The organism is Bdellovibrio bacteriovorus (assembly GCF_001592735.1).
In the GTDB taxonomy this organism is placed as follows: Bacteria; Bdellovibrionota; Bdellovibrionia; order Bdellovibrionales; family Bdellovibrionaceae; genus Bdellovibrio; species Bdellovibrio bacteriovorus_D.
In genome coordinates this window covers 52,028-78,432 of sequence record NZ_LUKE01000002.1, presented here as the reverse complement: position 1 = coordinate 78,432, position 26,405 = coordinate 52,028, and the positions used below count along the sequence as shown (strand labels likewise).

At 45.6% G+C, this 26,405-nt stretch carries 26 protein-coding genes; 21 read left to right on the top strand and 5 right to left on the bottom strand.

Annotated elements, in window-relative coordinates; all coding sequences use genetic code 11:
- Positions 1-3: 3 nt before the first annotated feature.
- From AZI86_RS10915 to AZI86_RS10905, 3 genes are all read right to left on the bottom strand, one after another.
- Complete coding sequence (locus AZI86_RS10915; protein WP_061835226.1) at positions 4-1,890, bottom strand: acyltransferase family protein; 1,887 nt, start codon at positions 1,888-1,890, stop codon at positions 4-6.
- A 119-nt stretch (positions 1,891-2,009) separates the two neighbouring features.
- Positions 2,010-2,810 (bottom strand): tail fiber protein, encoded by an 801-nt coding sequence (locus AZI86_RS10910; RefSeq protein ID WP_061835225.1) that lies wholly within the window; start codon positions 2,808-2,810, stop codon positions 2,010-2,012.
- Positions 2,811-2,979: 169 nt separating this feature from the next.
- Positions 2,980-3,438, bottom strand: a complete 459-nt coding sequence (locus AZI86_RS10905) for a hypothetical protein (RefSeq protein ID WP_061835224.1) — start codon at positions 3,436-3,438, stop codon at positions 2,980-2,982.
- 220 nt (positions 3,439-3,658) lie between these two features.
- Between AZI86_RS10905 and AZI86_RS10900 the strand changes: the two genes are divergently transcribed.
- The 13 genes from AZI86_RS10900 (at position 3,659) to AZI86_RS10840 (ending at position 16,520) form a co-directional block, all read left to right on the top strand.
- Positions 3,659-5,113, top strand: coding sequence for a methyl-accepting chemotaxis protein (locus tag AZI86_RS10900; RefSeq protein WP_061835223.1), 1,455 nt, complete (start codon positions 3,659-3,661; stop codon positions 5,111-5,113).
- Between the two features lie 88 nt (positions 5,114-5,201).
- A complete protein-coding gene (locus AZI86_RS10895; RefSeq protein WP_061835222.1) occupies positions 5,202-5,444 on the top strand; it encodes a type II toxin-antitoxin system Phd/YefM family antitoxin in 243 nt (80 codons plus the stop codon).
- On the top strand, positions 5,434-5,859 hold the full coding sequence (locus AZI86_RS10890; protein ID WP_061835221.1) for a type II toxin-antitoxin system VapC family toxin: 426 nt from the start codon (positions 5,434-5,436) through the stop codon (positions 5,857-5,859). The genes AZI86_RS10895 and AZI86_RS10890 overlap by 11 nt, the downstream gene beginning before the upstream one ends.
- A gap of 497 nt (positions 5,860-6,356) precedes the next feature.
- Positions 6,357-6,824 (top strand): helix-turn-helix domain-containing protein, encoded by a 468-nt coding sequence (locus AZI86_RS10885; protein ID WP_061835220.1) that lies wholly within the window; start codon positions 6,357-6,359, stop codon positions 6,822-6,824.
- A complete protein-coding gene (locus AZI86_RS10880; protein ID WP_061835219.1) occupies positions 6,821-7,093 on the top strand; it encodes a helix-turn-helix domain-containing protein in 273 nt (90 codons plus the stop codon). Before AZI86_RS10885 ends, AZI86_RS10880 begins: the two co-directional genes overlap by 4 nt.
- An 89-nt stretch (positions 7,094-7,182) precedes the next feature.
- Positions 7,183-8,181: a cysteine synthase A gene (cysK, locus tag AZI86_RS10875; RefSeq protein ID WP_061835218.1), complete on the top strand. Its 999-nt coding sequence runs from the start codon at positions 7,183-7,185 to the stop codon at positions 8,179-8,181.
- Positions 8,182-8,224: 43 nt separating this feature from the next.
- Complete coding sequence (locus AZI86_RS10870; RefSeq protein ID WP_061835217.1) at positions 8,225-8,758, top strand: nucleotidyltransferase domain-containing protein; 534 nt, start codon at positions 8,225-8,227, stop codon at positions 8,756-8,758.
- The gene (locus tag AZI86_RS10865; protein WP_061835216.1) at positions 8,748-9,155 is read left to right on the top strand and encodes a HEPN domain-containing protein; all 408 of its coding nucleotides are present in this window, start codon (positions 8,748-8,750) and stop codon (positions 9,153-9,155) included. The genes AZI86_RS10870 and AZI86_RS10865 overlap by 11 nt, the downstream gene beginning before the upstream one ends.
- 38 nt (positions 9,156-9,193) lie before the next feature.
- Positions 9,194-9,955: an endonuclease/exonuclease/phosphatase family protein gene (locus tag AZI86_RS10860; protein WP_253715888.1), complete on the top strand. Its 762-nt coding sequence runs from the start codon at positions 9,194-9,196 to the stop codon at positions 9,953-9,955.
- A gap of 157 nt (positions 9,956-10,112) precedes the next feature.
- Positions 10,113-11,192 (top strand): S1 family peptidase, encoded by a 1,080-nt coding sequence (locus AZI86_RS10855; protein ID WP_061835214.1) that lies wholly within the window; start codon positions 10,113-10,115, stop codon positions 11,190-11,192.
- Positions 11,189-12,916 (top strand): trypsin-like serine protease, encoded by a 1,728-nt coding sequence (locus AZI86_RS10850; protein WP_061835213.1) that lies wholly within the window; start codon positions 11,189-11,191, stop codon positions 12,914-12,916. Before AZI86_RS10855 ends, AZI86_RS10850 begins: the two co-directional genes overlap by 4 nt.
- Before the next feature lie 152 nt (positions 12,917-13,068).
- Positions 13,069-15,795, top strand: a complete 2,727-nt coding sequence (locus AZI86_RS10845) for a PKD domain-containing protein (protein ID WP_061835212.1) — start codon at positions 13,069-13,071, stop codon at positions 15,793-15,795.
- On the top strand, positions 15,792-16,520 hold the full coding sequence (locus AZI86_RS10840; RefSeq protein ID WP_061835211.1) for a hypothetical protein: 729 nt from the start codon (positions 15,792-15,794) through the stop codon (positions 16,518-16,520). Before AZI86_RS10845 ends, AZI86_RS10840 begins: the two co-directional genes overlap by 4 nt.
- Here the strand turns inward: AZI86_RS10840 and AZI86_RS10835 are convergent.
- Positions 16,517-17,032 (bottom strand): hypothetical protein, encoded by a 516-nt coding sequence (locus tag AZI86_RS10835; RefSeq protein ID WP_061835210.1) that lies wholly within the window; start codon positions 17,030-17,032, stop codon positions 16,517-16,519. The genes AZI86_RS10840 and AZI86_RS10835 overlap by 4 nt on opposite strands.
- Positions 17,029-17,553 (bottom strand): RNA polymerase sigma factor, encoded by a 525-nt coding sequence (locus tag AZI86_RS10830; RefSeq protein ID WP_061835209.1) that lies wholly within the window; start codon positions 17,551-17,553, stop codon positions 17,029-17,031. The genes AZI86_RS10835 and AZI86_RS10830 overlap by 4 nt, the downstream gene beginning before the upstream one ends.
- A gap of 67 nt (positions 17,554-17,620) precedes the next feature.
- Between AZI86_RS10830 and AZI86_RS10825 the strand changes: the two genes are divergently transcribed.
- The 8 genes from AZI86_RS10825 (at position 17,621) to AZI86_RS10790 (ending at position 26,394) form a co-directional block, all read left to right on the top strand.
- The gene (locus tag AZI86_RS10825; protein WP_157684685.1) at positions 17,621-18,250 is read left to right on the top strand and encodes a hypothetical protein; all 630 of its coding nucleotides are present in this window, start codon (positions 17,621-17,623) and stop codon (positions 18,248-18,250) included.
- Between the two features lie 10 nt (positions 18,251-18,260).
- Complete coding sequence (locus AZI86_RS10820) at positions 18,261-18,551, top strand: heavy-metal-associated domain-containing protein (RefSeq protein ID WP_061835207.1); 291 nt, start codon at positions 18,261-18,263, stop codon at positions 18,549-18,551.
- Positions 18,511-18,912, top strand: coding sequence for a hypothetical protein (locus tag AZI86_RS10815; RefSeq protein WP_061835206.1), 402 nt, complete (start codon positions 18,511-18,513; stop codon positions 18,910-18,912). Before AZI86_RS10820 ends, AZI86_RS10815 begins: the two co-directional genes overlap by 41 nt.
- 129 nt (positions 18,913-19,041) lie before the next feature.
- Positions 19,042-19,845 (top strand): S1 family peptidase, encoded by an 804-nt coding sequence (locus AZI86_RS10810; protein WP_061835205.1) that lies wholly within the window; start codon positions 19,042-19,044, stop codon positions 19,843-19,845.
- Between the two features lie 140 nt (positions 19,846-19,985).
- Complete coding sequence (locus AZI86_RS10805) at positions 19,986-22,055, top strand: sodium-translocating pyrophosphatase (RefSeq protein WP_061835204.1); 2,070 nt, start codon at positions 19,986-19,988, stop codon at positions 22,053-22,055.
- Between the two features lie 298 nt (positions 22,056-22,353).
- Positions 22,354-24,762, top strand: a complete 2,409-nt coding sequence (locus AZI86_RS10800) for a DUF1402 family protein (protein WP_061835203.1) — start codon at positions 22,354-22,356, stop codon at positions 24,760-24,762.
- Entirely contained in the window at positions 24,759-25,268 is a 510-nt protein-coding gene (locus tag AZI86_RS10795; protein ID WP_061835202.1) for a hypothetical protein, read from the top strand. Before AZI86_RS10800 ends, AZI86_RS10795 begins: the two co-directional genes overlap by 4 nt.
- A complete protein-coding gene (locus AZI86_RS10790) occupies positions 25,249-26,394 on the top strand; it encodes an alpha/beta hydrolase (RefSeq protein ID WP_061835201.1) in 1,146 nt (381 codons plus the stop codon). The genes AZI86_RS10795 and AZI86_RS10790 overlap by 20 nt, the downstream gene beginning before the upstream one ends.
- The last annotated feature ends 11 nt before the right edge of the window (positions 26,395-26,405 follow it).

Here is a 26,405-nt window from a genome sequence, read left to right as displayed (position 1 = left end):
ATTTTACAAAAACAGATATTTTGCCGAAAGTCTTGTAAAATAGATGGCCCCTCTAGGGGAGAGGTGTGCATCATCAAACGTTGTCAGTCCTTTGGAGCTGTTTTCAACCCTTGTGAGGCACTCCCCGGATTTACATAAGTTATCTAATACAGAAACATAATTCACTTCGTTTGTGCTACTGACTGTGCGAAGAACCGAGTCAAATATCCAAATCTCTGAGTTAAGACCAAAAGAGGAATAAGGCGGAATAAGTTTATTCCGACCCAAATAATATTTTAGAAGATTTTTCTGAAGAGATTCATTCCATGCTGGTACAGGCCCGATTATCACAATTCTCGTTTTTTCGGGCAAGGTTCTCTTAATCTCGTGTATAGTCTTAGAGATGGCAGAGGTTATCGACTCTGTTGGAATTTTATATTGTACCCAGGCGGCGTGTATTAAAACGATATCGGGCTTGCCGAGCTTAATCTCCTTTATAATTTTCTCATTATGTTGTTGATAGTGCAATGGCCAATGATCATTCCCAATAAACGGCGGATTCCCCACATGAGTCGCCTGGCTAAAAGAAAACTTTTTCTCTTTTTGCAGTTCAAGTAATCCCGGCACAAGTGCCGCGGCGTGGGAATCTCCCCAAAGAAAAACAGAAGGGTGCCCCTTTTCAAAACAGATGTCGCTCAGTTTATCTTTTTCTGGATCTTGAATATGACAAACGCCGCTACGAACATCGGTTAGCCATTTTTCTACCGGAATTGGTTTTGCAAACTCCTGAATGTCTTTTGGAAAACGAGAAATCAATCCATCGTTTTCATAGATAAACATCCCCAAGCCCAGCATGGTGACCATTCCTGCTGAATAAAGTGCGACCTTTAAGCGCGCAGAAAAAATCTTGGACAAAGGTTTCTCAACCAACACATAAGTCACATACGCAAGGCCAACTGCAACCCCCAGGGTTACTAATTTTTCTGTGACACTTAAAGAATGTTTAGAAATTATCTGAAAAGAAAAAAGCGGCCAATGCCAAAGATACAGCGGGTAACTGATCAGCCCAATGCCGACGGCCAGGGGATGGGATAAGATCTTTTTATTGATAACGGCACTACTGCCTGCGGCGATAATAAATGCCGTGCCCAGTGTCGGAAGTAAGGCCCAGAATCCCGGAAAACTTCTTTTGTCGTCCAATAATACAAAGCTCAAGACTAAGAAAAGAGCGCCCAGTATTGATAATGGATTTGCAAACTTTTTCAGTCTTTCTAAAGGCATTGTTGAAAGCATAGCGCCGATAAGAATTTCCCAGAATCGTGAGGCGGGGGAATAAAAGGCGGCAGTCAGATTCTGGTTCGTTAAATACACGCTTGTTATAAATGAAAGAAGCAAAACTGCTCCCGTGATCGAACGAAGACTGATTTTAAAACGTGTGCAAAGAATAAGCAGAAGTGGCCAGAGGATATAAAACTGTTCCTCAATCGCTAAGGACCAAAGATGCAAAAGCGGCTTTGTCTCTGCCAGTTTGTCGAAATAACCGGCCTCATTCCAAAGGGTAAAGTTGGAAATAAATGTGGCGCCAGATTTGATATGTTCGGCAAGATTTTCGTATTCGCTAGGGATAAGGAAAAACCATCCCCAGATGGCGCAAGTGGATAACACAATAATAAGCGAAGGAAATATGCGACGAACTCGTCGTGAATAAAAGCTCGCAAGCGAGAATTTGTTTTCATCAAGTTCACTTTTAATAATCGAAGTGATTAGAAAACCTGAAATAACAAAGAATACGTCTACACCAGCGAAACCGCCCTGAAACGAACTTGGGAAAGCATGATAAATAAGAACAGCAACGATGGCGACAGCTCTAAGTCCATCAACATCAGCTCTATAATTAGGGCGTGAACTCACGGCAAATATTTGTTTGTTGTCGCGCTATTTACAACATAAAACTGACTATGAAGCTATGCGCCAGGAAGCCTAAAGCTGAGCACCCGTGGTAAGGTGCTCAGCCGACTTTAAATTAAGACCTACAATTTAATTATATATGTAACATTGGCATTAACCGGACGAGTTTCGCCAGAGCTAGCCTGGGCATTTGTGCCTAAGGCCCCTGCGTTGTTGATCGAGATTCCAGTATAGGCGCTATCGACCCATTTTGTTTGAGGATTTCCGTTTGAAGCGAATCTTGACATATTGAGATCCGAACCGCCAGAAGCTGAATAATAATTACCGCTGTGCGAATGTCCTGGATCTGAAATAGAGTGATTGTGTGTTTGAAACGCGTGGCCTTGGATGGAGCCGACATTATTTCCTGTATTACCGCCAGAGGCCATGGCGATGCGGCTGGCTTTATCAGGATCTCTGCCCGCTGTGCCATCTACACCACGTAGAAAACGACCTCGCAAATCAGGAAGATTGAAATCATCGCCCCCGGTGCCACAATTTCCTCCGAAGTTGCAACCAATAGCTGCGAAAAGCGCAGCATACTGTGGATCACTTCCATCTAAAGTACTTCCGTCCGCAATGAGGAAACCCGCAGGCGCAGTAGTGCCGCCATAAGGTAGGATGGTGCCAGAAGGAAGAGCGGATCCCGGTGAACTTCCGCCTAGCTCAACCCAGTGAGCCGGGTGATTTGGACCGAAGAAGCCCCAAAATTTTGAATCGCTAGTATCAAATACGATCTCGCCGACTTCAGGATTGGATACGTTACTTTTGCCGGAAATGGTTGGAGCGACGAATTTTAAGCCCAATGGGCGCAACCCGTCTTTTGCTTTAAAAGCAACGAGAGAAGCTGCAATGGTTAATAAAACAAATATTTTTTTCTTCATTAGAAATCCCTTTCTTTATTTGTTGATGCAAAGTCTAAAGAAAGGAGATGTATGTAAACAAACAAAAAAGTGATTGTAAAAAAAGTTTGAATGAACTTCTGATGCGCAAAGCGTCTGTGACAATAATAATCATAAATCGATAAAACAAATAGTTATTTAAGTGGGCGAACTAAAACCTCACCCGCACCCCAATCCCAACATCCAAATCCACATCCGTGCGTGGAGCCACATCCAACGCCACAGACAGCTCCCCAAAAACTTCCAAATCCGGATTTTCAAAGTAATAAATCAAACCCAGCGGAGCACGAGGGCCGATCGCCACATCGCCATCGTATTTTCCATCATTAATAGAAATAAATCGCGCTCCCAAACCATAGTACATGTACAGCGGATCACCCGAAGTTTTAAAAGTGCGCGCGCGGTCCCACAAATAGGTCGCATGCATGTGAAAGCCCTTATAGCCCGAAACCGAATAAGCCAAGGCGCCTTCGATAGAATGAAAGCTGTCTAACCCAAAGCGAGCAGAAAGCCCTGAAGGATCACCTAACACCGCACCCACGGCATTGTCGGCTTTTGCCTGAAAGCCAAACCCAAGAAAAATCAAAAATGCTGCTGCAAAATACTTCATAAGCTTCCTCCGCTCAAAAAAGAAGTCTAGCACAAGATAAGGCCCGGTCACTTTCAGAATTCAATGCAAAGCAGTGCGGCCGATATTGTGCTTTAAAATGACAAACATTAAATATTAAAAATCCGACTCGCATCTTAGTGCCAGGGCTTAAGTCATCGGCGCAACCGCCGATGTACACCCGGGCGATACTAAGCCCCGCTAAAAAAAAAGGAGCCTGCGAATGTTTGGGAAGTTATGGAAACATCGAAGTTACCGTTACAAAACGCTCGCTCTTTTAGTCATGGCAATGATTCCGATCTGGGGAATGATGGTGGGATACATTCTGCCCCTTATTCGCGATAATATGTATCAAGACCGCCGCGTCTCACTTCGTAACACGGTGGACATTGCGACCAAAATTTTAGAACACTATCAAGAATTAGAAGCCAAAAAAGAACTCACCACCGATCAAGCTCAAGCCTTGGCCAAAGAGTCCATCAGCAAACTTCGTTATGCTGGCAATGAGTATTTTTGGATTAACGATCTTCATCCAACGATGGTTATGCATCCCATGAAACCTGAATTGAACGGCCAAGATTTGACCGAAAAAAAGGATCCCAACGGCTTTCAACTTTTTGTGGAGTTTGCAAAACTCGCAAAAACTCAAGGCGAAGGTTTTGTTCCTTATCTTTGGCCCAAACCCAATTCGCCGAAGCCAGAACCAAAGCTCAGTTTCGTGCGCCATTTTGCTCCTTGGGGTTGGGTGATTGGCAGTGGCGTTTATGTGGATGACGTCGAAGCGCAGGTGGCAAAATTTCGTAATGAAATTTTGATCGGATTTTTTATTTCATTCGCGGTGGCGATGGCAGGATTCTCTATTTTTGCGAGCAAAATGATGGCCTTTCTTTCAAACACGGTGACCAATACCAACGAATCAAGCCACCAAGTTTTAGAAGCCTCTAATCAGCTTTCCATGGCCGGGCAAAACGTCGCGCAAGGATCCGTGGAATCGGCGATGCGTATTGAGGAAACCTTAAGTGCGATCAAAAACCTGAACGACATCGTGCAAGCCAATCAACAGCGCGCTAGCACCGCCGCAGAACTCGCGAAAAATTCTGAAAAAGGCGCTGCCGAAGGGGCGGCGGAAGTAAAACATCTGATTGAATCCATCAACGTGATGTCTAAAATTTCAGGCGAAATCACCTCTGCCATGGACATCATTGACGACATCGCTTTTCAAACAAATCTTTTAGCCCTGAACGCGGCGGTCGAAGCGGCCAGAGCCGGGGAGCAAGGAAAAGGCTTTGCGGTGGTCGCCGACGCCGTTCGCAGTCTGGCGCTTAAGTCGGCTTCCGCCGCCAAAGAGGTGAAAGAAGTCATCACCAACAGCGTAAATCAAACAAAGGTGTCGCTGGAGCTTGCGCAAAAAAGTGATCGCGTCCTAGATGGAATTGTGACTTCGGTACAAAAAGTGAACGTGCTCAATCAAGAGATCGCGGAAACTTCGGGCCAACAAACCGAAGGGATTCAGTCCATTCACAAAATCATGGGAGGGCTCGATCAACAAACACAAAGCTTTTCAGCTGCCGCTGAACAGACCGCAGCGACTTCAGAAGAAATGTCCGCGCAAGCCCAAGTGTTGCAAAACATGGTCGGCAAAATGGCCGAAGAAGTTTTGGGGAAAAAGGCGAGCTAGTTTAATTTACGCTCTGCCAGAGAGCGTAAAGGACATTGATTTATAAATATGACCATGTTATTATGACCATTATCCCAAAAGAGGTCATATGACTACCAAATACCCCGCAGGACAGTTTAAAGCAGAATGTCTCAAACTGATGGATAGAGTCAAAAAATATGGTCAGTCTGTCACTATCACGAAGCATGGTAAGCCCGTTGCAAAGCTAGTTCCGGTAAATGATGAACAGGGCGCGGCCGCGGGTCCTTTTGGCGTGATGGCTGGCACTGGCGAAGTCCAAGGGGATATCGTGAAGCCCTTAAAGGAAAAGTGGAACGCCGATGACAAGTAGTCGATTGCTTCTGGATACTCATGCCTGGGTGTGGCTGGCATTAGGAAATGAGAAAATGAAAAAGGGTCCCGCTAAAAGCCTTATTGAGAAATCATTTAAAGATCGGGCACTTTGTATTTCCGCTATTTCGCTGTGGGAAATTTCAATGTTAGAGGCTAAAGGTCGCCTCACTCTCACCGAACCCATTTTAGATTGGATTGAGTTATCTATTCAAAGACTGGGTTTGGAAGTGTTGCCTTTGTCGGCCGACGTCGCGGTAGAGTCATCTCGCCTTCCGGGAGGATTTCACGGTGATCCGGCGGATAGGATTATCGTGGCTACAGCACGAAAAAATCGCCTGCAATTAGTCACTCAGGATGAGCTTATATTATCTTATGCGAAGCAAGGCCTGGTGCGCGCTCTTGCCTGTTACTAAGCTTCTAAGGCAGATTAGTACGGCTTACAAAAAACTCGATGAAAGCTGGAATCTAGCAATTCAATCCAAAACTTGCCCTTGGATTTTTATTAAAATCAACAATTCCTTACGTATAAGGCTATGTAAATAAGTATTTACTTATAGATATTTACATATTATCTACATATCCATAAATGGCGAAGTTGCTATCTTCGCGGTATTTGAATATATGTGATTATAAGTATATTTGTATTATAAGTACTTGTAATTACAGATATATATATCTTCAATTGCTCAAAAATAAGCAATATGATAAAGTGAAGGGTGTAATATGTCGATAAGGAAGCGATCTAATGTGGTTATCGATGTCATAGCGGCGGCTGAGGCGGGAAGGCTCGGAAATACGCGATCCGTGGCCTTGATAACAGTGGGAAAAAGGATATTCGCATTGTTGTCTTATTTAAGGATCCAAAAGTTTTGATTATCACGGCAATTGATAAAAATAAGAGGGAAGAGTAGTGAAAACTTTAGTATCCAAATATATATTTAAGGGATTCGGATTCGATGTTCTTCTTAAGAATATTTTTGTCGAGACCATAGAGGGCGAAGAATTTCCAGAAATCAATATGAACGATTTAAAGCTTCATACGGCGAAAGCTTTATTGATTGAGAGACAAAGATTAACGGGAAACCAACTTAAGTTTCTAAGAACTTTCGCAAAATTGTCATTTGATGATGTCGCCCAAAGAATTCGCGTTCCGGCTTCCACACTGCGCTCATGGGAAAATCGAGGGAAAGAGTTTACGGGTTTTAGCGTCGAGGGTGAACGAGCTTTTCGTGTGACGCTCACAAATATTATTTTTGATCGCGAGAAAAGCCGCTATGATATAGAGCTTTCTTTGACCAAGGATTTTTTATCTCCTTCTAAGAATGATGCTATAGATGTGTATGCTAATCTAGACTCAGTACAAGTGAGTAATAAATGAGGATTCGTAAACAAAGACTCGCGCAAGAAAAAGCCGAAAATCCCAAGCTTTACGATATTGAACGTAAAGTGGAGTTAGAGCAAGGCGCGCGGATGATCATGCTTCGCAAAAAAGCGGGCATCACGCAGAAAGATCTTGGCCTCGCGCTGGGGATCTCGCAGTCAGAAATTAGTAAGTATGAAGCAGGTCAAAGAAGTTTTGACATACAATTTATTGAATCTGTGAGCGCGGCTTTAAAAATCTCTCCTCAAGAGTTTATCGGCCTTTAATTGGAGTCTACGCCGCCAGACCCCAACGCGTAAAATTGTTTAATAAAACACCTTCATTTGGGATACCCTTCACAGGAAGGAGTCATTTCATGAACATCTATTCCGACATCACAAAAACCATCGGCCGCACCCCTCTTATCCAAATGCAACGTATGGGAAAAAATCTTCCCGGAAAGCTTTTACTAAAACTAGAATTTTTTAATCCTCTCGGGTCCGTGAAAGATCGCATTGGTCTGGCGATGATTGAAGACGCCGAAAAAACTGGAAAACTAAAACCCGGCATGGAAATCATCGAACCCACGAGTGGCAATACCGGGATTGCGCTTGCCTTTATCGCGGCTGCCAAAAACTATAAATTAACGCTCACCATGCCCGAAACGATGTCGCAAGAACGAAGAACTCTTTTACTTCTTTTGGGCGCAAAAATTATTTTAACTCCGGGGCCGCTCGGCATGAAAGGGGCGATTGCCAAAGCGATCGAACTTCATGAAAAAACTCCGAACGCGTGGATGCCAAAACAATTTGATAATCCCGCCAATCCTGAGATTCACCGCAAAACGACGGCTCAAGAAATCTGGAATGATACTGAGGGCCAAGTGGACATGGTGATCAGTGGTGTTGGTACTTCCGGAACCATCACGGGGGTCGGGCAGTTTTTAAAACAAAAAAAGCCAAGTGTGAAAATGATTGCGGTTGAGCCTGTGGAAAGTCCCGTGCTTTCCGGTGGCAAACCTGGACCCCATAAAATACAAGGGATCGGAGCAGGCTTCATCCCCAGTGTAATGGATAAATCCGTGATGGATGGCATTGAACAAGTGTCTTCGGAAGAATCCCTCAAAACCGCTAGAGAAGTTATCAAAACCGAAGGCATCCCCGTGGGGATCTCTTCAGGCGCGGCGATCTGTGCCGGTTTAAGACAGGCCGCTAAAGAGGAAAACAAGGGTAAAACCATCGTCGTGATCGTCCCTAGTTATACGGAACGCTATTTGTCGACTTTATTGGCAGAACAAGAGCGACAAGAAGCGCAATCTTTAACCGTTTCCACCGTGGACGAAAGCTATTTAAGTCGTGTGGGTTCAACGACTTAAAAAAGTTCTTTCATAGTACTACTAATGGTAGTACCATAGTACTATGGTATCCGGTAAGTTCGTCCTAAGATTAGAGCCAGGCCTACATCAGGCTTTAAAAGAAGAGGCTTCTCGTAACGGGGAGTCTTTGAATCAACTGTGCAATCGTAAACTAAAATCTTTTAAAGCTCTCGATCTGGATTTGCCTTTGGAAGAAATAATAAAAGTATTTTCTCCCCAGGGAGTGGTGCTTTTCGGGTCCCAAGTTCGAGGTCAGGCCACCGAAAAAAGTGATATCGATATATTGGTGGTCTTGGGGCCTCAGGTAAAAATGGACCGCGAGTTTTATAGACGTTGGGATCAATTGGGTGTCGGCGAAAAATACTCTCCGCAATTTGTGGCGTTGCCCAAGCCTGGAGAGCCGGTTGGAAGCCTCTGGTTAGAAAATGCGATCGAGGGCGAAATTCTTTATGACTTAAATGGAAATGTTAAGAAAGTTTTTCGGGATATTCGCGGGGATATTGCAAAAGGTCTGTATATAAAAAAAATGAGCCATGGACAAGGTTATTGGATCCGGCAGGGGGAAAATGCAAAATAAGGGACTAGCAAAAGATTATGCGGAAAGGGCCCAGATACGCTTAGGGGCTGTAGAGTATCTTTATTCTAAGAAGGCCTGGGCTGACGTCGTTCGTGAGTCCCAAGAGGTGGTGGAGCTTGTGTTAAAGTCTCTTTTGCGCCATTGCCATATCGACGTCCCGCGAATTCACGATGTTTCGGGAATTCTTCAAGAGGAGAAAGCGCGAATGCCGACCGTCTTGCATAAGGATCTGGATAAAATATGTTCCATTTCAAGAAGTTTACGCCGTGATCGAGAGTTGGCCTATTATGGAAGTGAAGACCTGACACCTTCAGAGTTTTATAAAGAGGAGGATGCTACAGAAGCTTTAAAATCAGCGAAGTTTGTCGTGGACCGGGTTGTAAAAGTCATTCTGTAAGGATAAAATGAAACATGGTTCCTTATCTCATTCCGCAAATGGAAAAAGTATTAATGAAAATCGGCGAGGCGGTATCACCGCCTTTTCCGCCTTCAGAGTTTTCCATTTTCGTTTGGAATGTCTATAAAGGTCAAAAAGCGCATATTTTTTCGCGCGACTTTTCAAAACTCGGTTACGGTAAAGACTTTATTCTTTTGCAAGAAGCCCTTGTCGGTGAAGACAAGATGCCGACAATATGGAAAAAAGATTTTGCGGCTTACGAATGGCATTTAGCACAAAGTTTTCAGTATAAAAAAGATCAAAGCAGCACCGGGGTGGCCATTGGGTCTCCGTATGCACCGAAAGCGGTTGATTTTATCAGAGCTAAAACCAAAGAAATGTTTTGGCTCACGCCCAAGCTCACACTTTTTAACGAATATGATTTTAATGGCACCAAAGTTCTTTTTGTGTGCACGCATGTTTTAAATTTTGTGACCATAGGGGCTTTCACCGGCTCGCTTTATGAAATCGCCGAAAAGATTTCGCACTTTAATGGACCGGTGGTTTTAGCTGGGGACTTTAACACCTGGAACCTGAAACGCTTTATGGTGATGAAAAGTATCTTCCGTGATCTAAAACTTGAACACTTGGATCTTCAAGATGACGGACGCTTTTTAAAACTCGATCACGTCTTTGTGCGCGGCTTTGACGTGCTGGATGCCAGGGTTCATCACACCGTCGTCAGCTCTGATCACTTCCCATTAGAGATTAAACTTAAATGGACGCCTCCGGGCGAGCCTTCAAAAATCATTTTGCCTTAAGGTCCCCGAAGAGAGTCCTGTCTACTAAATGGCCCCTTGGGCGCAATATTCGGCGCTTTGAAAGGCCATACCATTGAGCTCGCTTTAAACCCGGAATCATCCCCCTAAATGTGGCCCTGGCCTTGCTGTTTTATCCTTATAACCAAAGGATCTCGAAATGAAACAGTCTCTGTTTTTGGCCTGCGCTTTTTCTTTTTTCATACTTGCTGCCTGCGAGGGGCAAAATCCTGCGCGCCATGAATTAGAAAATGGCCACGACATCATCCCGCAAGGCATCGTGGGGGCTGACCGTATTTCCGCCGAGGATCCAGGTGCTAAGGCGACGGTGGCTTTGACTTTACGAGGAGATACCTTTTGCACCGGCACTTTGATTGATTCAAAATTTGTTCTCACGGCCGCTCACTGTTTAAAAAATATCAGTGCCAGTGATCTTTCGGTCATCTTCATCAACCGTCAAGAAGTTCGGGCGGAATATATTTTACAACACCCTGGTTATAGTCCCGCGAGTACGTCTGATGGATTCATGTCGATGAACCATAAAGACTCGGACGATATTGGTTTGATTTTGCTTGCAGAGCCTGCACCCAAAGCCGCCGTTATTGCGGCTTTGCCAAAAGGCCCCTTAAAACCCGGCAAATATCAGGTTCGCACGTTCGGGGTTGGACTTACGAATACAGTGAGTGGCAACGATGATTCAGGCGTGTTACGCATGGTCAACCTTGAAGGTGAAGTTTTAAAAAATCGTCCGCAAAAATTAATCTATAATCAGCGCAATAAAAAAGGCCTGTGCAAAGGTGATTCCGGTGGACCTTCTTTTATGTATGTCAACGGGCGCCCCACCATTGTTTCCGTCAGCACGGCCTTAGACAAGATCACTAAAATTATGGGTAAGGTGGTGGGTGATATGTGTCACTACAACGCGATCACTACTCAGACCGCCTATTACCTCCCATGGATCTCTCAACAAAAAGCCAGATTGGGAAGTTCCTCGAATGTGGCGCCTGATTGCTTTAACGATGCCGCCTATATGAACGCTGTGAAAAAAACGCTTTCTCTCGTCGACTTTACAAAGTCGGTTAAAAAGTCAGCCCCACGCGCATCTAGCGATTACCGCGGAAAAACTCTTTGGGTGGTTGATATTTCTGGATCTAGCAAATCGGGTCGATCTGCAGGGGGTACGGTCACTTTTGATCGTGCTTGTCAGTTCGGGATGATGGCGGCGTGGGGGCAACCGTGAAAAAATATTTACTCAGTATTTTGTTACTCTCAGCGTGCGCGGGTCCGACTTCGCATGAAATAGCGGAATTAGAACAAGAAAACGCGATCGTTGGGGGCAAGGCCACACCGTTTTCAGATCCAGATCTGCGGTCGGTCGTTAAAATCGTGGATGGCTTTAATCGCATCTGCACCGGAACTTTGATTGCAGAACAAATCGTTTTAACGGCCGCTCATTGCGTGAAAGATGGTGGCGATTTAGAAATCTTTTTTGCCGCAGATCCAAAAAAATCCGTAATGTCGGCAGAACTCATTCCTCACGAAAATTACCAACTGATTTCTGAGGGCGTGATGAAACTTAAAAACGAACATAAAAATGATATTGGACTTATCTGGCTTGAAAAGCCGGCTCCGAAAAAAGCCGTTCCTGCTTTGATGCCTGAAACGCTCACCGCCCCCGGGAGTCGCACGTTGCACGCCGTGGGGTATGGTCGCACTAGCAGTGTGAAAAACGACCACGGTGTGTTGCGATCTGTGGATTTAACGGCTGAAATCAGATCCGCTTCGCCGCAATATTTTTTCTTTGATCAAAGCATCGGAAAAGGCATTTGCACCGGAGACTCCGGAGGGCCGTTATTTGCAAAACACTCGGGTCAAGTTTCCGTCGTCGTCGGTGTGGTGAATGGCGCTGATGATGTCGACGCGTTTTTTGGACAGCCCGTTGAAGGGGACAAGTGCGTTTACACCGGTGTTGGAACGCAAGTGGCCGCTTATAAAGACTGGATTATTTCCACAACTGAAAAACTCATCGCCAAACACGGTGTGAAACGTAAAAGTACTTTTAATGAAGCGCTTTCCACCGACCAAGCCTTGTGTCGCAAACCTTTCCCAACTCACGAAGCCATGAAGGCGGAAATCTTAGCCGTGAGCCATTCTGGCGCAAAATCAAGTCTTGGTGTCGGGGGACTTGCGATTAAAGATGAAAATGCCAAACTTATTGAGGCTTATCGTTATTTAGTCACTTATAAGAGTTATAAATTTAAGCCCGAACAAGATATCGACTTCTGGACAAAATTTAAAGACCTCAAATGTGATAAAGCGCTTTGCGCGGCAGAAGCCGTCTTTGGCTCTGAAGACGGTGTTTTGTATCTTTATGTCGCGATGAAATATAAAATCATTCTTTCGCATTTAGGCTTTGATCGCTTAAAAGCGCCGACCCCCAAAGATCAAGACGAGTTTGATGCTTACTTTAAGGTGCGCCCTTGGAGCAAGGCTGAGCTCGGGCCTTACTTAAATGCCTTGACCATGTTGCCCGCTATCCAGCTTCCCACTTACGTGCGCATGAATCACTCTGGGATTTTAAATCCCGTCAATCCCAATGTCTTATCTAACGGCATTATCCAGTTTTATAAGCCTATGGATGCGATGAGTGACTCCCACAAAGAGCACACCACTTTCCATGAGATCGCCCACAACTATGGGACGTTCTATGGACTTGATAGCAGCCAGGAATGGCTAAAGGCTTCCGGGTGGGTGGAAAAAGAGAAGCATTTTATTAATGAGCGCCCGCAGGAGTTTGTCACTGACTACGCGTCGAAGGACTTTTTTGAGGATTTCGCCGAAAGCTTTACTTACTATCGCTATTATCCTCAAGTGTTAAAGCTGAAGTCCCCCCTTCGCTATGAGTATTTTAAAAAGACCCTCTATAAGGGCCAAGAGTTCCTCTCTGTCTCAGACTGTAAATGATCAAAAAATTGACGAAAAAAAAGACTTTTTAAATGTCTAAAAAACTGTAAAAAGTCTTTCCAACCCATGTATCCATTATGATGCGAACATTGAAAAAGTATGGAGATTTTTTCCTGCTGCCTTGAAGATTAATTTCATGCAAGGGAGCGGTCATGAATTACGGAAGAGTCTTATTGTCACTCAGTCTTTTAGTCGCAGCCGGCTGTCAAAAGCCTGCAGCAACTAACGAGGAAATCGGAACGTTCAATACAGCCTCTGTATCATGTGAATCTGTACCAACCGGTGACGGCGTGCAAATTGTCGGGGAGTCTTCAGCGCAATCAGGAAGTGCTGTGAATTACGCCTTGGCAGAAGCCGGAAACTGCGTCAATGGTCAAAACGTCAGTTGGAAGGTGGCAGGTGCCAGCCGTGCGGTCGCAACCAAAGCCGGTCTGACGTCTCTTTATAAACAGGCAGGTTCTTACGTGGTCGTCGCCCAAGAAAAGACGGCGGGTGCCGCGGCGGTTTCTTTCCAAACAGAAGTTGTTTCGACGGAAATTGCTATGTCCGCCCCCCACATCGCGTTTTCTTATAGTGATGTGAGCTTTGGCTTAGTGATACCTTCTTCAGTGACTGTTAAGTCGATTGCTTGGGATTTTGGTGATTCAACTCCCCTGCAAGCGGGTATGAACCCTACGCATATTTTCTTTGACGAAAGAGTTCACACCGTAAAAGCCACGGTGACGGATTCCGCCGACAAAGTAACAGTGGTTTCTCGTGACATTAATATCATCGGTCTTGTTGATGGTATGGAATGCGCGGTGGATGTATCAATTTCGGGTCCAACTGAAACAAAAGTGAAAGTAGCGACCACCTTGTCGGTATTTATTCCTTCATGTTTGACTGCTAAAGTCGGCGCCGTTCGCTGGAATTTTGGTGATGGCCAAACTGCCGCAAACCAAACGGTGAGCCATGCCTATAACGCCATTGGCACATATCCCGTGACCGCGACATTATTCTTAGGTGCGAGCACGGAACCATGGATCACCTTAAAACATTCAATCCGTGTGATTGAAAATCTTGATATCCCAGAAGAGCCCGAAGAACCAACAAATCCTAACGCTTGTGTTTTCCAAGGTGAAAAACGCATGTTCGAGGGCGAGCTTTATTCAGAAGTTCAAGCTTGTGGTATCGACGGCACTAAAACAGTGACTTACCGTGACGTCGTGATCGAAGAGTGTCAACTTGTGGTTGAGCATTTAGAATGGAAAGAAACTTCGCGCACGAAAGAAAAAACCAATGAAGGTGAATGCCAAGGTCAATCTTGCCGCTTGCCAGATGGTTCGCTTCTTGCCAACGGAGCTTCTAAAGTTCTTTACACGACTTCCACTCCAGCTAACACATGTGAAAGTGTCAGTGAAGTACGCTCTTGTAATAACGGTGTTCTTTCCGGATCTCAAAGTGCGAACCAAATGACTTGTCATGAAGGTTGTGGAAGCTTTGGTTCTCATGGAACCGTGAAAACGGGCGTGGTGATTGGTGAAATCCAAGTTCAAAAACAATGTCAGTTCCAAGAACAAGGCATCTTTGACATCTTTAACCAAGTAACGGATCAAACATGTCAAGATGGTTCCGTGGTAAATTCGAACACTCGTCAGGGGGATATTAAAACATCAGGTTCATGCCCTGTTTACAGCTATGCCGGAACTGATAATTATTCATCATGCTCAGCCGATTGCGGCGGTAAGCAAACACGCGTTTTCGTGTGCCGTGATGATAAAGGCAACCAGGTCGATAACAGCCGTTGCGGTGATCAGGTAGCGCCGGTTGAAGAACGAGTTTGTGATGGCAACCCTGAAGCGGTTCGTCGTCAAGAAAGCTCTTCAACAACAGAAGAGGCCAACAGCTCTAAAGTTTGCCCTAAAAACCAAATTGGTTTGATTGTAAAAACTCGCGAAGTTGTGAATACGAAAACTTACGCTTGTATCAATCACAGCGTGCAACTTGAAAGCGATGTTTCCGTGCCAACGGCGTGGGTTGAAGAAAGCTTCTGCCGTGACTATGTGGCTCGTCGTTGTTCGCAAGACAGCTTAAATAACACCGAAGCCAAAGGTCGTTACGACTGGATGGTGAAATGTCAAAATGACTTGCCAGTGATTAAAGAGTTTTTAACGAACTTCGAAAACGTGACAATCAAAGTTGACGGTAAAGAGGTGTCTGTCGGCGGTAAAGGTCGTGAGTTGTATCCAACATTCATGAACTACGCTTATAAACCAGAAAAACCATGGATTGCTCCGAAAGTGGCAAGTGCTCCTTGTACAATGCCTGCGACAGCTTATGTGGCAACAGTCTGCGTATCTTCATGCGCCACTCCCGAGCAACAAATCCTGGCGCAAGAGCATGCGAACGGCAAATTGAAATACATGCCATTCATTGATGCTTTAACTAAAAATGCAGGTTATGTCGCTTCATTGCAAAGTGCGCAAAGCATGGGAAGCAAGACTGTAGTTAAAACGAAAGTCGACCAATGGGTGACGGAGCTTATCGATACCGAACATGACATCTTGGTCTTCAAAATGCAGTCCGGTCGCGAGTTGAAATTAACTCCGAACCATCCCGTGGTAACAGCGGATGGTATGATGAAAAAAGCCGGTGAGTTTAAATCAGGCGAAGCTTTAGTCCAAGTGGGTGGCGCACTGGATCCCATCGTGTCCATCACTCCGATTAAACACTTCGGTAAGGTGTATAACGTGTTTGTCCAATCCAGTGCTATTCATCACAACATCCTGGTGACGAATGGTTACTTAAATGGTTCGGCTTACTTCCAAAATGAAGGTGCGAAAGATATGAATCGTTCGCTCTTCCGTCAAAAATTAACTCGCGGAGTTTTTGACAAATGATTAAGAAAATAGCCTTATCTGTGGTGGTGGTCGTCGGTATCGGATTGGGAGTTTACTTCCTCTCCGCATCTCCCGAAGAAAAAACTAAAGGGCCGGAGTCTTCAAAAGAGACTCCGGCGAATTCGCCTCCTCAGCTTCCTCAGCCCGGGCCCAAAGCCATAGTAAAGGCGGAAGCGGTGGTGCCTTCTGAGAGGGCGACTTCGTCTCCGGTTCAAAAATCTGCCGAAAATAAAGCCTTCACCGATTTTAAATACCGGGCGGATTTAGAAAGATATCTTGGCATTCGCAAAAAAGTGTTAATGGCCAAAAATGAAGAGCGCGATAAAAAAGAGCTGCTTGAAGATCGCACGCTGATTCAAAGCATGAAGCCTTTGCTGTTGGCGGAGGCTTCAAAGGACACCGCCTCTTTGCAAAATGCAGCTTTGGATTATCTTTTTGAAGCCTTGCAGGCCGGGGCCCGTGATGAAGTGGCCGCAGTTTTAAGAGATGTGGTCGCGGATACGACCATTGAAAACAATTCGAATTCTCTGGATTCACGCAAAGCACTGGCCGGGGTGAAGGCCGAAGTTTTATTGAACTGGTCTTCGTTAGATCCTAAAGCTGACGCGCAAATCGAAGCCAGTCTTCCAGGGCCTGTCAGTCAAAAAATCTGGTCGCACGTGAAAGCGCATCAAGATAATAACGTCGCAGAATCGCAAACTCTGCAAGCTAAAAAAAGCAATTAGATCTTTGCTAAGAATTGTCGCACGCGAGTCTTTGAAAGGCTCGCAAGTTCTGCCCCAATGATGGCTCCAAAAAGCCATAAAAGCCCTGCCTGAAAAGTCACTTCATGACTGACCAGGGCAAACGCGCCTAAAGAAATCAAACCCAAAGACAGAATGCTTAAAATCTTAGAGCGATAAATCACCAAAAACTCATCGCGAGTTAAAAGCAGACGCGCCAGTAAGAACGTCGAAGCTAAGTAAAGCCCTCCACAAAAGCTCATACAAAAAGTCGGACTGATTTGCATAAAGTAATGCATCAATCCATGGCCGGGGAAAAAGAGTCGGATGCCAAACTGAGCACAGGCTGATAAAATCACCACCGAGCTTATGACGTGGGCGAGACCCAGTTTTGTCGCTGCTTTCCATGGGGACGGCAGATCTAATTGCGAATGGATTTTTTCTAAAACAAAAGAAGATCCCGCCGGGTGTTCTGCGGCAACGAAAGATTCAAAATCTTTTTTTAAGTCTTTCATGATCGACCTCTTAATAAGCGCAAGCTGCGGCTGACGATTTGACGAATATTGCCTTCAGATTCATTTAAAACTTTAGCAATCTCCGCGTACTCCATTTCATCTAAATATCTCATTTTAACGATTTCTTGGTCTTTTTCTCGCAAGCCCGAGAGCAGCCCTAAAGCCTCGTCCTTCGTCTCTAACATAGGAGCCATCTCGGCGGTTTGTGACAAGGAATCATCCCATTCCTTAAAATCCTTTATTTCCCGATTGCGATAATCCTTTAGTTCACTGCGGGTGATGACATAGATCCAGGCTAGGGCCGCATGCTTGGGGTCATAAAGGTGTTTTTTGCGATGTAATTGTAAGAACACGATTTGTAAGACATCGTCTGCGCGTTCCGGCGACAGGCCCTTTTTAAGCGCATAGGCGAGCACTCTTCCAGAGTGTCTTAAAAACAGAATATCCAAAGCCTTCGTTTCGCCTTCGGCGAGACTTAATAAAAGCTCTTCATCTGTTTGTTCGGTTAATTTTTTCGTCATTTTTGTCACAAACCTGTTTGCCCCATCCTAATGAGGTTTGAAAGGCTTCTCAAGAGGGAATATCAAGATGCTAAAAATACTTCTCCTGACATTCGTCAGCGCCATTTCGTTGTCTGCACGGGCCCACCCGGTTTCTTTTGAAGGGGCGTGGGGGTTGATGTCTTACAATGACAACAAGGAAAATGAGCTGACTTTAAACTATTCTTTTAAAAGTTATTTTTCCGCCGCAACTAGCTTTTATAAGTTTGAAGATATTATCGAGGCAACCCTGCCGCGCGCGTCTTTACTGGCAAAACGTTGGAACAACGAAGACTCTCAAGGAAATGTTTATCTTGGCGTGGGCTATGGTTTAGAAAAGTCGTTTAACGAATCCAAAGGTGTCGGCTTAGCGCAAATTGATGCGGACTGGGAATCGCGTAAATACTATGTGGCCGCAAGCTATGCGCAGTTTTTCAGGCAAGATTCTGATTTTGTAAAACGTGAAGACATCAAACAAGGAAAAGTGCGCGCGGGCTTTGCGCCTTACTTAGCGGAATACAATGATTTGAACACCTGGTTTATTGCGCAATTTAAGAAACAAGATAATGAAGATATAGAGGTCACTCAATTTGTCCGCCTTTTTTATCGCAATGTTTTAATAGAACTTGGCACCACTCTTGGCGGCGGCGGAGCCCTTAACTTTATGGCGCACTACTAATGGAGATTTTATGAAAACACTCATTCTCTCAACCATACTTTTACTTTCAAGCTTGGCCTTTGCAGGCGAAACACAAACCGTCGGTGTTAAAGGCATGGTCTGTTCATTCTGCGCTCAAGGCATTACAAAAAAATTTAAAGAACAGCCCGAAGTTCAAAGTGTCGAAGTCAGCTTAGAAAAAAAATACGTCAAGCTGACCTATAAAGACGGGCAGAAATTAAGTGATGAAAAGATCTCCAATTTATTAAAGGAATCAGGCTATGACGTCGTCAACGGTAACACCCAAAATACAGACAAATAAGTTTGTTACTTTTCTGACTCTGTTTAGTTCCACGGGCACTTTGATTTGCTGTGCGCTGCCCGCACTTTTAGTAAGCCTAGGGATGGGGGCCGTGCTTGCAGGCCTTGCGGGGAATGTCCCGGGTCTTATCTGGGTTTCAGAAAACAAGGGTTTTGTTTTTATTTTTGCGGGAGTGATGTTGGCACTAAACGGAGTTCTGCTGTGGCGCAATCGAAATGCGCCATGCCCTCTAGATCCTGAACTGCGCAATGCCTGCATCTCGGGCCGACGCTTTTCTGCGCGGGTTTATGGGCTCTCGGTCGTCATTTTTTTAGTAGGATTTTTCTTCGCATTTTTGGCTCCGATCTTAAGTCCTTCTTAAGCTGTTGATCGGTTTTTGCCTTGCAGTGACGTTAATTGCTTTAGGTTCGTATTAAATGCTATTAGATCGTTTATAAGGCGGTACAGGCCTTGCTCTATAAGGGGCGTTCGAGTTTTGCCGGAGACCCTTATGAAACGACTTATCGCTTTAAATCTTATCTTAGTTTTAGGAGGCTTAAGTCTTATGGGTTGCGCTGAAACGCCGGCTGAAGAATATGAGATGGAAGCGGAGGGCGTGTCAGACTCTGGCGGTATCGTCGGGGCCGAAGCTTTTTCTCAAGATGATTTAGGTTTAAGAGCCACTGTGGCCTTAATCAATTTGCAAACTCAAAAACTTTTTTGTACCGGCACCATTATCAGTCCGCAAACAGTTTTAACGGCTGCTCATTGTGTGCAATCGGGAATGGCCTTAGATAAAGGGGTGCAGTTTTTTGATGGCTCGGTTGTTGAATACGACATGGCTTTGCGGCACATGGGTTATGGACTTTCAGAAAATGAAGATGATATCGCCGTCCTGCATTTAACAAAGCCAGCTCCTGCAGGAACTCAGATTGCGCAATTGCCGAGAGCGGCGTTAAAGCCGGGGAGTTATAAAACTCGCGCATTCGGCATCGGTCGCACCGCCTCAGGCAATTTTGATTCTGGTGAGATGCGCATGGTGAACCTCCAAGGCAGCGTGACTTCAGCACGCCCGTCATTTTTGCAATACCGTCAAAGCAATGGCAAAGGTGTTTGCAAAGGGGATTCTGGCGGTCCGCATTTTACTTATACAAAAGGACAACCTGTTTTGGTGGCCATCACCACTCAAGCTGAAAACACGCGCACCCTCTTTGGCGGCAAGGTGGGAGATATCTGTCGTCGCACTACAATTGCGACACTCACCGGAAAGTATTTCTCATGGATCTCGCAAGCCGTTCAGGCCTTAACTAAATAATCTGCTTAAAAAATAATCAAAATGCGCCGTGCCACGAAAAAGGTGGGGTCGAGAATTCGCCTCTCGTTGACTCGCTGGGCTTAAGTCTGTACTTCTTAAGCCTTCGTAATTGAAACGAAAATCAAACATGGAGTGCAACAATGTTCAGTGAATCTTTGCTAATTTCTCCAGTTATTGCTGGGGTGGTTGGTTTGATCGTTGCTTTGGGTCTGTACCTGCGCGTGAAAGCGCAACCAGCCGGCAATGAAACTATGAATCGCATCGCGGGTTATGTTCGCGAAGGCTCAATGGCCTTTTTAGTGCGTGAGTACAAAGTCCTTTTCGTCTACGCCATTGTCGTAGCGGCAGCACTTTGGTTTGCGTTAGGCGGAATCGCAGCGGGATCTTTTGTCCTTGGTGCTTTCTTGTCTTTACTTGCAGGCTTCTTCGGTATGAAAGCGGCCACTTATGCCAACGTTCGTACCTCTCAAGCAGCAGCTTTGGGTTCAAAACCGGGTGCCTTGCTTGTCGCTCTTGATGGTGGTGCGGTGATGGGTCTTTCCGTCGCGGGTCTTGGACTTGTCGGCTTGGGCGCTCTTTACATCGCATTCCAAGGTCAAGAAATCATGGGAACAATCATGCATTCCTTCGCCGTAGGTGCTTCTTCTATTGCACTTTTCGCGCGTATCGGTGGTGGTATCTATACTAAAGCGGCTGACGTCGGCGCGGATATCGCGGGTAAAGTTGTTGAAAACATTCCTGAAGATGACCCTCGCAATCCAGGCGTTATTGCTGACAACGTGGGTGACAACGTCGGTGACGTTGCCGGTATGGGGGCTGACATCTATGAATCGATGGTGGCGGCGATCGTTTCGGCAATGGCGATTGCTTTGACAATCCCAGTTGAAGGTTTGTCTCAACTTCTAACTTCAGCAGCTGATGCTGAGGCGACTCGTTTAACGGGTGTGGTGCTTCCACTTCTTCTTTCTACTCTTGGTTTAGTGATCTCAATTGTTGTGATCTTTGCCGCGCGCGCGTTTAAAAACGGCAAGCCCGCAACGGTTCTTCGCAATGCTTTGATCATTCCACCAATTCTTTTGACGATTGCGTCTTACATTGTGATGCCCATGTTCGGGATCTCTCAATCAGTGACTGTTGCTTTGGCAGCGGGTGCGTTTGGTGGAGCTTTGATCGGTCTTATCACTGAGTACTACACAGCGGCTCGTCCAATTCGTTTGGTTGCTGAAGCAGCTCTAACGGGTGCGGGTACTGGCGTTATCCGTGGTTTGGCTGTGGGTATGGAATCCGTAGCAATTCCGATGTTGATCGTGGTTGTGGCGGCCTATGTTGCTGACCAAGCTTTGGGTCTTTACGGTATCGCGCTTTCTGCAGTCGGTATGCTAGCAGGAACTGCGGTTGTGATGACGGTGGACGCCTACGGTCCGATTGCTGACAATGCCGGCGGGATCTCTGAAATGTCAGGTCTTGGTAAAAACGTTCGTGATATCACTGACGAATTAGATGCGGTTGGTAACACCACTGCAGCTATCGGTAAGGGTTTTGCGATTGGTTCAGCGATCTTGACGGTTCTCGCGCTTTTCTCTGCATTCAACATGGAAGTAAACCATGTGCGTGAAAAAGCGGGCTTAGTGAAAATGTCTTTAGACATCACAAACTCAGGCGTTTTGATCGGTATCTTGCTTGGTTCCATCCTTCCGTTCCTAGTGGGTTCAACAACGATGACGGCGGTAGGAAAAGCGGCGCAAAAAATCGTGAAAGAAATTGCTCGTCAATTTAAAGAAATCCCAGGACTTCGTGAAGGTAAAGCAGAACCACAACCTGCTAAGATCGTGGATATTGCGACTCAAGCCGCACTTTGGGAAATGATCTTGCCAGGGATGATCGCTATTCTTTCTCCCGTGGCTGTTGGTTTCTTGTTGGGACCTCAAGCTTTAGCAGGTCTTCTTGCGGGTGGTTTGGCAGTTGGTGCAACAATGTCGTTGTATATGGCCAATGCCGGTGGAGCTTGGGATAACGCTAAGAAGTTTATTGAGAAGGGTGGATTGCCAGGTCATCCTAAAGGTTCAGACGCACACAAAGCCGCAGTCGTTGGTGACACTGTCGGTGACCCGTTCAAAGACACTTCAGGTCCAGGTATCGCTATCTTGATCAAAGTTATGTCGGTAGTCTCTTTGCTAATCGCGCAACTTGTTGCGACCATTGGTGGATAGGTCGGATGCCCGCAGAGCGTAGGGCCAGCGGCCCGTAGCTGAAGGGGCGGATGCCCGCAGAGCGTAGCTGAAGCAGCTCTCTGCAATCACAACTTAAGAAATGAAAAACCCAAGCTTCGGCTTGGGTTTTTTATTTTGTCATGCTGGAAAACGGATCTCTTATGCACAGCACTGCCGGCGTCGGCAGCTGATTGAATCGGTGTATGGCCCACATCTTTGATGAGCACGCGACCTCAATTTCCCCTAGATGAAGGTCGAGATTAAGAGGACGCCTAGTTTTTCCGATAAGCAGCCACATATGAAGCACTTCATTCTATTTCTATTTTTAATGGCTGTCTTTTCTGTTTCCGGAGCCGCGGAAAAAAAGATCACTCTTGATGAGCTTTGTTCTTATGATCAATTTTGTGGCCAGCTTAAGGAAAACGATAGCTCGCTAAAAAAGCCGAAAGCTTCCGTAAAAAAGATGGTCGAAAAAATGGCGCCGTCCATTATGGAATATTCTAAAATGTATGGCGTGGACCCACGTGCGGTGGGGGGCGCCATTCTTACCGAAAATACCTTGAACGTCCAGATTGATGATGCCTTGCAATCTTGGTTAGCAAAAAACAGCTCCTTAAGTGCGAAGGCGATGTCGAAGGCGGGTATGTCCGTAGGTCCGGGACAAATTAATCTAGCTCCAGCCATGGAGGCGGAAAAACACATCGCCTCCTTAGGTATCCGGCCCGAAAGAACTCCGGAAGAGGTGCAGGCCTTGCTCTTAACCCCTTCAGGCTCTGCAGAATATGCGGCGGCGATCATTCGCCAAGCGCAAGATGCCTACGCTAAGCAGGGAATTGATATTTCAAAAAAGCCCGAAGTGTTGGCAACTCTTTACAATCTTGGAAAGTATGAAGAGCGTGCCGAAAAATCAAAAAAGACGGGGACTCTTCCGAAACCCAATTATTTTGGTTACTTCGTCCAAGAGAACATGGATACCGTCGAAGATACAATTGGCTGGAGCCCTGAAAAAGGTCAGTTTAAAAAACTCAATAAGTCTTTTGAAACCTCGGGAACTTTTGCCTATTTAAATAAAGACAATAATTTGACCTTAAAAGCAGCCCCTCCCACGTGTAAAACGGCCGGTGCCGGGCAAGTGGGTGAGACCAATATGCGTCTTACTTACAAAGAATATAAAACGATTCCTGCGGGAGGGCTTTTTGCAGATGTCATTGGCGCCACCGTGGATTGCCAAATGCAAGACTGGGTTCAGGTGCGCACCGATCGCGGCGATATCGGTTGGATGAAGCGCGAGCAGCTTGATGATGCCGCCACGGAAAGAAATGACTTGGTGATGCCACGCACTTGCGAAGCGCCTTCGGCGGATTGCTTAGATAAAGTCAAAAAAGCTTACAATACCAAAGACAAAATTGAACCCATGCGGGTCGGTACAAGTCACGAGGGAGTCCAATTATTGCCGGTTAAAAAGAATAATGACGACGATCCGGTGGATTGGCGCGCTCGGGGCAGTGAGGATCCCAGTCAAGGTGGATACGGCTATTGTTACGGCAGTTATGAGGATTTGAAAAAAGCCTATCAGGGACAAATCAACGGTTACACACCACCGGAATTCCAAGAGCTTTCTAAGTCCGAGCTTGAGTCGATTCTGAAAAAGACGGAAGCAAAGAAGGCGGAGATTGTTAAAAATTTTAAGTACAAAGATTTTAACGATCCGAAGAACATCTTTCGGCCCCTCTTTTTTTTCAGTGACAGTTTGGATGCGTGTAAATCCACTCAGTGTGAAGTCAGCAATTATAAAGATCTCACCGAAATTCTTAATACCGACTTTGGCAAGCTTAAGGGGGTTGGAGCTCTCCAAAACCTGATGTCAAAGCAATATGGTATTTCCGCGCGTCCCAAACTTTCGCCAGAAGCTAGAAAAAAAGCAGATCAAGAATTGGCCGACAGCATGAAAAAAGATATGGATCGCAGTGCCAAAGAAAAAGCGGCGATTCAAGAAAAGATGATTGCTCAGCTGGTAAGTCGATATGACGATGCAGTTGCCAAATGCAAAGACGCCGCACGAGTGGTTCCTAGCCTGAACGATCGTTTTGCGAAGACTAGAAAAGACTTAGAAAAAGCGACGATGGTGAGGGTTTCGTCTAGTTCCATCGAAGGCTTAGTGCAATCATGCAACTCCGTGCGGATGGTCGCGAAAGCCAAAGAGACGGGCGAACGTGAATGGCAAGAAGATCAACCCGTGAATTGCACTATCGGGACGGGAACCCGATCCAGCAGTCTCATCCAGACTTCGTTAGACATGCTAGTCGCTATTGATTTGTCGCCACAGGACTATGAGTCCATCGTAAATGGCCCTCTCTCGGAAATTGAGACTGGTGCGGCGGCCTATGCTTCAACAGGTCAGGGTAGTACTATTATATACTCTTCGGCTTCTTCGACGAAGGCGATGGAGGACATCCTGAAGGGTTGTAACTACAACCGCCTTAACACCGTGAAGGCCGTAGAGGAACTGGCGAACTCGCCTTGCGTGTCAACAGTTCTAGTCGGAGATCCGGATATCATGCCTTTATTAAGTGCTAATGCCAAAGCACGGATTGTCAGGGATGTGTCTTTACCCGGAGATAAAATCGGTTTTACCACCCAAGGGTCTTGTTCTAGCGACACCCCTATAAGGAAACCTAAAGAGCGAAAAGGGAAATTTGCCGAATGAAAAAAATAACGTTCATCCTCTTTTTAATTTTTTTAGGAACGGTGTCAGCACAGGGGCAAACAAAAAAATCATTGCCGGTGTGGTGTGATACGAAAGTGTGGCCCTATGATCGCGATATGCCATTGTCGGATATCGTCAGAGAGCTCAACACCATGGACCGCGTGCAGATGGTGCAAATGATCTGGGGAGAGCTTCTTCTGCGTCATTCAAAACCGATGGCGGTTCCTCTTATCGCCTATGTGGCTGGCAGTGCTATTGATGATGATCTAAATGGATACTTTAAGGCGCTGGCGTATTTAAATCTGAAGGGCGTGCAGGTTCAGCAGGCGATACAAAAATGGCCATTAAGCAGAAAGGTCATCGAACCGGTGATGAGCTTAGAGCAGATGTGCAGCTTGTTTGAAAAATCCCAAGGTCCTAAATGGCTCACCGTCGGAACGTTTGACAAGTCACCGGCAAGAAAACCTGCGAAGGTGGGAGGCAAAAATGCCAAAAAGAAAAAGTAATAAAAATATATTGATAGTCTTAAGCTCTTTTTTATTCTTTCCCTTGATCTTGCAGGCCGCAGAAACCGTTCCTCTGAAAGCCTCTTCAAAAGATGAACTCTTTGCCGAAGAAAAACCGCATGTCATGTGTAATTATCCTCTGCGTACTTCGAATTGCGCAGACCTTTGCAAGTCTATGAAGATGCCTTATGATGAAATGAAGCATGTTAATGGTCGGGATATCGTGCCCAAGCGAGGCTTAGCAAAGCCAGAACGTTTTGACCTTAACGGTCTTCAGCAACGAAAAATTTCGATTGGTTTAGAAGCTCCTTATAACGTGACGGAAATAAAGAAAGCTTCGGCGGGCGCAATCTTTAGTGCGGATACCGAAGAACAAGTTCGAGAAATTTACAAAGACGTCAAAGCCCCTGTCGTTTCCGTCAATGAAGACTTGGCTCAGCCTGATGAGTCGACAAAGGCTTTGTCGACTTATGAGGTGGGCGATGTGGCGGCAAAGAGTTGTAAGTGGGCGACGATCTGGGTTCATGGTGCGACACCCTGGCGCGGTGGCCTGGGAATGAATGATACGATTTTTGGTGGAGCGTTTAACCGCATGAAGCATTTAGCTCAAGATAACGAGGGACTTTATTATAGTCCTACGATTCAAAACTTTGGAGACACCAAAGGATTGGCTGCATTAATCCGCCATATCCGTCAGAAATCTTGTCCAAACGGAAAAATCATTTTGAATTGTGGATCGGCAGGTGTGAGCACTTGTTGGCAAGTGGCGAATGAAGAAAAAATCACCAAAGAATTATCCGGGATGGTTTTAATTGGGGGAGGTGCTCCCTATGATTTTCAAAATTCTAATGTGAGCAAAGAAAAAATTCCCGTGCTCTTAGCACAAGGAGAAAAGGATTATCCGGACGAGGTCTTAGAGTTAGCAGAAAAAGTTCATAAAGCAGATCCCAGTTATCCTTTTCGCACGGTGGTGTTTAAAAATGGCGGTCATATGACGCCTTTAAGAATGCTAGACTGGCGCACCACGATGAATTGTATGCTATCACAAACTGAAGAAAAAACATCGACTTCAGCACGGACAACTGAAAAACAACCTCGTTTAACGCCTGCAAAAGGTGCTAAATAGAGATTGTCAGT